The sequence below is a fragment of the Streptomyces sp. NPDC054847 genome (assembly GCF_053610925.1).
Map to the genome: position 1 here is coordinate 1 of NZ_JBSGZJ010000516.1, position 4853 is coordinate 4853.

Sequence of the window (4853 nt, forward strand, 5' to 3'; positions counted from 1 at the left end):
GGGGGGGGGGGGGGGGGGGGGCCCCCCCCCCCGCCCGCACGATCGTTCCGCTCGCCCATCGGCGACACGGCCGGTGGACATGGACGGTGACCGTCTACGTGTCCGGCACGGCCGGCGCTTCCGTGGCCGCCGTGGTGAACTTCGAGATCGACCGCCTCGAGAACGCCCTTCCGCTCTACGCCGCCGGAGCCTCCTGCTACGCGCTCGCGGCCGCGCTGTTCCTCCCCGGCGCCCGGATCAAACTGGGCTCGCTCGGGGCGGCGGCCGTTCTCGTCGGCGGCGGAGCGTACGCCTACCGGGACGCCTCGCAGCCGCCGACTCTCGACGAGCATCTCGCCGCCCACGACGTGGACCGCGGCCTGCTACGCGTGGGCGATCCGCCGTCGGGCTACACGCTGCGAGCCCTGGGCGCGGGCGCGGACACCTTCGGTGCCGAGTACGAGAGGCCCCAATCGGTACGACTGCATCTCGGCGTGGAACGCGCCGGACACGACACCCGCCGCGCCGACGCACGCGGCTGCCCCGTTCCCTTCGGTGACCCGATCCACTGCGTGGACGACGGCGAAGGCCGCCAACTGCTCACGTACGAAGGCGGTCACGAGCACCAGGAACTGCGGTTGCGCCGCGACGACCTCGTCTACACCGTGACAGTGCAAGGCCGTCACACGGACCTCTCGGCGGCCCGCCACATCCTGTCGACACTCAGGCCGGCCACCGACGCCGAACTCACCGGCCTCCTGGGCCTCCCGACACGGCGCTGATCCCCGGCACGAACGCGGCTGCGCCTTTGCGTAGCCGGCGCGTGCGGGTGGCGCGGGTGAAATCGCGTCCCTCGGGGCGGCTTTGGCCGGTGCCCCGCCCGGTTGGGGGCGGCACGGTCAGCGGGCCGTACGTTCTCCGGCCACTCGGGCAGGCTCCGGCGCCGGCGCCTCTCCGCGCCTGGCCGCCAGCAGTTCCCGGCGCTTGGAGCCTCCTGACACGCGGTGCAAGCCGTAGGAACCGGGCTTGTGCGCCTCGTCGGCCAGGTGCTTGACGACGCCCTTGCACACGAACTCCTTGAGCTTCGCGCCAGGGCGCCCGTCGATGTGGAACCACACCGCGACGTCGTACCTGTGGGCGAACTGGAAGATGCCGGCGCGTCGGCCCAGGCTGATGCACTGGCCGGCGAACGCCTGGTTGAGGTGCGACGGCTGCTCCCCGGCGATCCTGCTGAGCACCGTGTCCGCGGCCCGCGCGCCCAGCGGCATCGCGGCCTGGCAGCTCATCCGCAGCGGCAGGCCCGACGGCGCCGCCGAGTCGCCGGCCGCGACGATGCGCACGTCGTCCACGCTGGTCAACGTCTCGTCCGTGAGGAGGCGGCCCACTGAGTCGGTGCTCAGCCCGCTGCGTGCGGCCAGGTCTGGCACGCCGAATCCGGCGGTCCAGATGGTCACGTCGCTCGGCAGCTCGCGGCCGTCATCGAGCCGCACGGCATCGCGGGTCACCGCCGTCACCGACGTGCCGGCACCGTCGACCACGGTCACACCGAGTTCGGCCAGCCGCTCGGCCACCGAGCGCCGCCCCCGAGGATGCAGGTACGGGCCGAGCACCCCGCCGCACACCAGGGTCACGCTGCGGCCCTCCTCCGCCAGCTCGGCCGCCGTCTCGATGCCGCTCGGACCGGCTCCGACCACCGTCACCACGGCCGACACAGGCGCCTTGTCGAGGACGGGCCGCAGCCGCTGCGCCTCCTCCAGGCTCGCGAGCGGGTAGGCGAACTCGGCCGCTCCGGGCACACTCGGGTCGGCGCTGCCGCTGCCCACCGCGTAGATCAGGTAGTCGTAGCCGACCGAGCCGCCGCCCGTCAGCGTCACGCTGCGCCCGGCGGCGTCGATCCGTGCCACGGTGTCGACGACCAGCCGGACGCCCTCGGCCAGAACGTCTCGGTACTCGACGACCGCCTCGTGGGACCCGCCCACCAGCTGGTGCAGGCGGATCCGCTCGACGAAGGTCGGACGCGGGTTGATCAGGGTCACTGTCACGTCTTCGCGCTGCCTCAGGCGATTGGCGGCCATGACGCCGGAGTATCCGCCGCCGATCACGACCACTTCGGTGTTGCCCGTCATGGTGTCTCCTTGGTTGTCGAGGGGTTCGGCCTCAAGACACCAGCCGGTCGATCGCTGTGACAGCGTGTGCGACAGATCACTCCGCAGGCGGGGGCTCGTGGGGCGTACTGGTCCTCGGCGTGGACGAGAAGCCGCAGAGCCAGGCCATGCACCGGTACAGCCGGTTGCCGATCAGCCCGGTGCCCGAACGCCGCAGTTGCTGCCCTGTGCGCTCGGGCGCATCCCTGCTCTTCGCCCGCGCTGGACGCCGGACATGGCGGCTTGCGAACCATCGGCTCACGACATCGACGGCACCGCGCGGCGGAGTTCCCGGGCGTTCCCGCAGGTGTCCCGACGCCCTGCTCGGCAGCCGCAGCCGACCGCTCCTGCGGTCACGGCTGGTCGTACCAGGCAAACGCCGTGATCCGCCAGCCCTCTGAGGTGCGGACGAACTGCATGGTCTTGGTCCCGCCTCCTTCGAACGGCTCACCGTCCAAGATCCCGGACTTGCGGTACTCGCCGAACCGCGACGCGATATCGCCCGCGATCTCCGTTTTTTCGGAGGTCTCCCACTCGGAGAACTCGACCAGCCGACCGTCGGTCAGCAGCCGCCGGCGAGGCTCGATGAACTCGTCCACGGTGTAGACCGTGAGCTCCGGGCCGGTCTTGACGATCACGCCACCCGGAAGAACCAGCCGGCGGATCCGGGCCACGTCGGCGGTCTTGCCGCCCCGGTTGTCGAAGGCATCGAAGAACTCGGCCGTCACAGCGTCTATCTCGATCTTGGACATGGCGCGACATTAACAGCGAGGGGGCACCGGGCATCGTCGGTTTCGACAGGCTGCGGTACGTCGTCGAGCAGACCGTCGTGCACGAGTCCATGCGCCTCGCAGCCTGCTGGCAACGGCGGCTCGGCCGCCACAACGCCACACTGCGTGCCGTCGGCCCTCGCGACCCGAGGCGATGTGGAACGATCGGGAAATGGTCGTACCTGGCAGCGAGGACGGGCGAGCCGTTCGACGTGAAACCGAGCGGGTCGTCAACGAGGTCGCCCAAGGGCTCCGCACGTTGGCCGACGCGACAACCTGGTTCTCCGCCCTCTCCCCGGCAGGAAGGCGGGCGGTACTGCAAGAAGTCGCCGGCTACGCGATGCAAGTGCACATCACGGCGGCGGACGGGCGCGCAGGAGTATCCCGGTCCGGAGTGAAGCCCACAGCCAACCCTTCGGTGATGATCTGCATGGACCCGCCCCGCTACGGCTTCGCGGCCCTCCCTGCCGACGAACACGTCAAAGCCTTCCGTGTCCTTGTCTCGGTGTTCTCCGTCGCCGACACCCGCCGCAGGCAGACGTACTGCAAAGGCACCTGCGGACACGCGTGGCACACCCTGCTTCCCTCGACCTAGGGAATGGCAACGGCCCGTCCCGACCAAGGCCCAGGACCAGCGCACGCTAGTACTCCAGCCGTAGTTGTGGATCTTGAGGGCTGGGTGGTGCGGAGACAGGTGCGGCCGCCGGTGATCATCGGTGTGTGAAGGCAGAAGATCAGACGGTGGCCGCAGGTCACAGCGTAGGCCCTGCTCGTTGGGACGAGCACTTCGAGGGGCTGATGACACGGATAGCCGGGCGGTTCGCCCGCTCTGAACCCCGGTGCAGGGTAGGCAAGTTCGTCCGGGGTCTGCTCGCCGACCTGCCGCGCAAGAACTGCTGGACGATCGCGGAATGGGCCGGTGAGCCCACGCCGGACGGGATGCAGCACTTGCTGGAGCGAGCCAAGTGGGATGCGGACGCGATCCGCGATGACCTGCGCGAGTACGTCGTCGAGCACCTCGGCACCGAGCAGGCCGTCCTGGTCGTCGACGAGACCGGTGACGTGAAGAAGGGGAACGCGACCGTCGGGGTGCAGCGCCAGTACACCGGAACCGCTGGGCGGATCGAGAACTCCCAGGTCGCGGTCTACCTCGTGCACGCCACTGCGCGTGGACACGCCGCCGTGGACCACGAGTTGTATCTGCCCCGGACATGGACCGAGGATCCCGAGCGGTGCCGCGCGGCGGGCCTGGATCCCGACGACGTGCACTTCGCCACCAAGACGCAGCTGGCCGCCGTGATGCTCAAGCGGTTCTGGGCGAGCGGCCACAGCGTCGGCTGGGTCACCGGCGACGAGGTCTACGGCGGCAACCCCGCCCTGCTGTCGATGATCGCCGCGCACGGGAGCGGATACGTCATGGCCGTCTCCTGCCGCACCGAAGTACGCACTCCCGCCCGGAAGTTCCGCGTCGACACGCTCATGCGCAAGGTGCCCCGACGCGGCTGGCAGCGACTGTCCGCAGGCTCCGGTGCGAAGGGCCCGCGTCTTTACGACTGGGCCGCCGTCGATGTGAATCCCTCCCAAGCAACGGGCGCCAGCCAGCTGCTGATCCGCCGCAACCGCACCACCGGCGAACTCGCCTACTACCGCTGCTTCAGCCCCACGGCCGGTGCCGCTGTCCGTCCTCGTCCGCGTCGCCGGAACCCGATGGAGAATCGAGGAGACCTTCCAGGCCGGCAAGGGCCTCGCCGGCCTGGACGAACACCAGGTCCGCCGCTACACCCCCCTGGCTGCGGTGGGTGACCTCGCGATGCTCGCGCACGCCTTCCTCGCCGCCGTCCGCGCAGGCGAGCATCACGACCGCCCTGCCTCCGACGGGCTCATCGCCCTCACCTGCAACGAGATCCAACGACTTTTCGCCCTGCCCGCAGCGTCACCGGGCGACCCGCGCGACCATCGC

Annotated in this window: 4 protein-coding genes and 1 pseudogene; 3 read left to right on the top strand and 2 right to left on the bottom strand. The window is 70.3% G+C overall.

Annotated elements, in window-relative coordinates; translation table 11 throughout:
* Positions 1 to 86: 86 nt before the first annotated feature.
* Entirely contained in the window at positions 87 to 761 is a 675-nt protein-coding gene (locus ACWGH4_RS31325; RefSeq protein WP_453466839.1) for a hypothetical protein, read from the top strand.
* 117 nt (positions 762 to 878) lie between these two features.
* Here the strand turns inward: ACWGH4_RS31325 and ACWGH4_RS31330 are convergent, their stop codons facing one another.
* The gene (locus tag ACWGH4_RS31330; protein WP_453466841.1) at positions 879 to 2105 is read right to left on the bottom strand and encodes an NAD(P)/FAD-dependent oxidoreductase; all 1227 of its coding nucleotides are present in this window, start codon (positions 2103 to 2105) and stop codon (positions 879 to 881) included.
* A 371-nt stretch (positions 2106 to 2476) separates the two neighbouring features.
* Positions 2477 to 2875 carry a DUF4440 domain-containing protein gene (locus ACWGH4_RS31335; protein ID WP_441261511.1) on the bottom strand — a complete coding sequence of 133 codons (399 nt, stop codon included), beginning with the start codon at positions 2873 to 2875 and terminating at the stop codon, positions 2477 to 2479.
* Between the two features lie 190 nt (positions 2876 to 3065).
* Here ACWGH4_RS31335 and ACWGH4_RS31340 point away from each other — a divergent pair, with 190 nt between their 5' ends.
* On the top strand, positions 3066 to 3488 hold the full coding sequence (locus ACWGH4_RS31340; protein ID WP_453466843.1) for a DUF5958 family protein: 423 nt from the start codon (positions 3066 to 3068) through the stop codon (positions 3486 to 3488).
* 203 nt (positions 3489 to 3691) lie between these two features.
* Positions 3692 to 4853 (top strand): annotated as a pseudogene (locus ACWGH4_RS31345) (IS701 family transposase); the annotation flags it as partial.

Bases quoted from the DNA above. Each gene is read 5' to 3' on its own strand.
- ACWGH4_RS31330 (WP_453466841.1), bottom strand. From the start codon at position 2,105: ATGACGGGCAACACCGAAGTGGTCGTGATCGGCGGCGGATACTCCGGC.
- ACWGH4_RS31335 (WP_441261511.1), bottom strand. From the start codon at position 2,875: ATGTCCAAGATCGAGATAGACGCTGTGACGGCCGAGTTCTTCGATGCC.
- ACWGH4_RS31340 (WP_453466843.1), top strand. From the start codon at position 3,066: ATGGTCGTACCTGGCAGCGAGGACGGGCGAGCCGTTCGACGTGAAACC.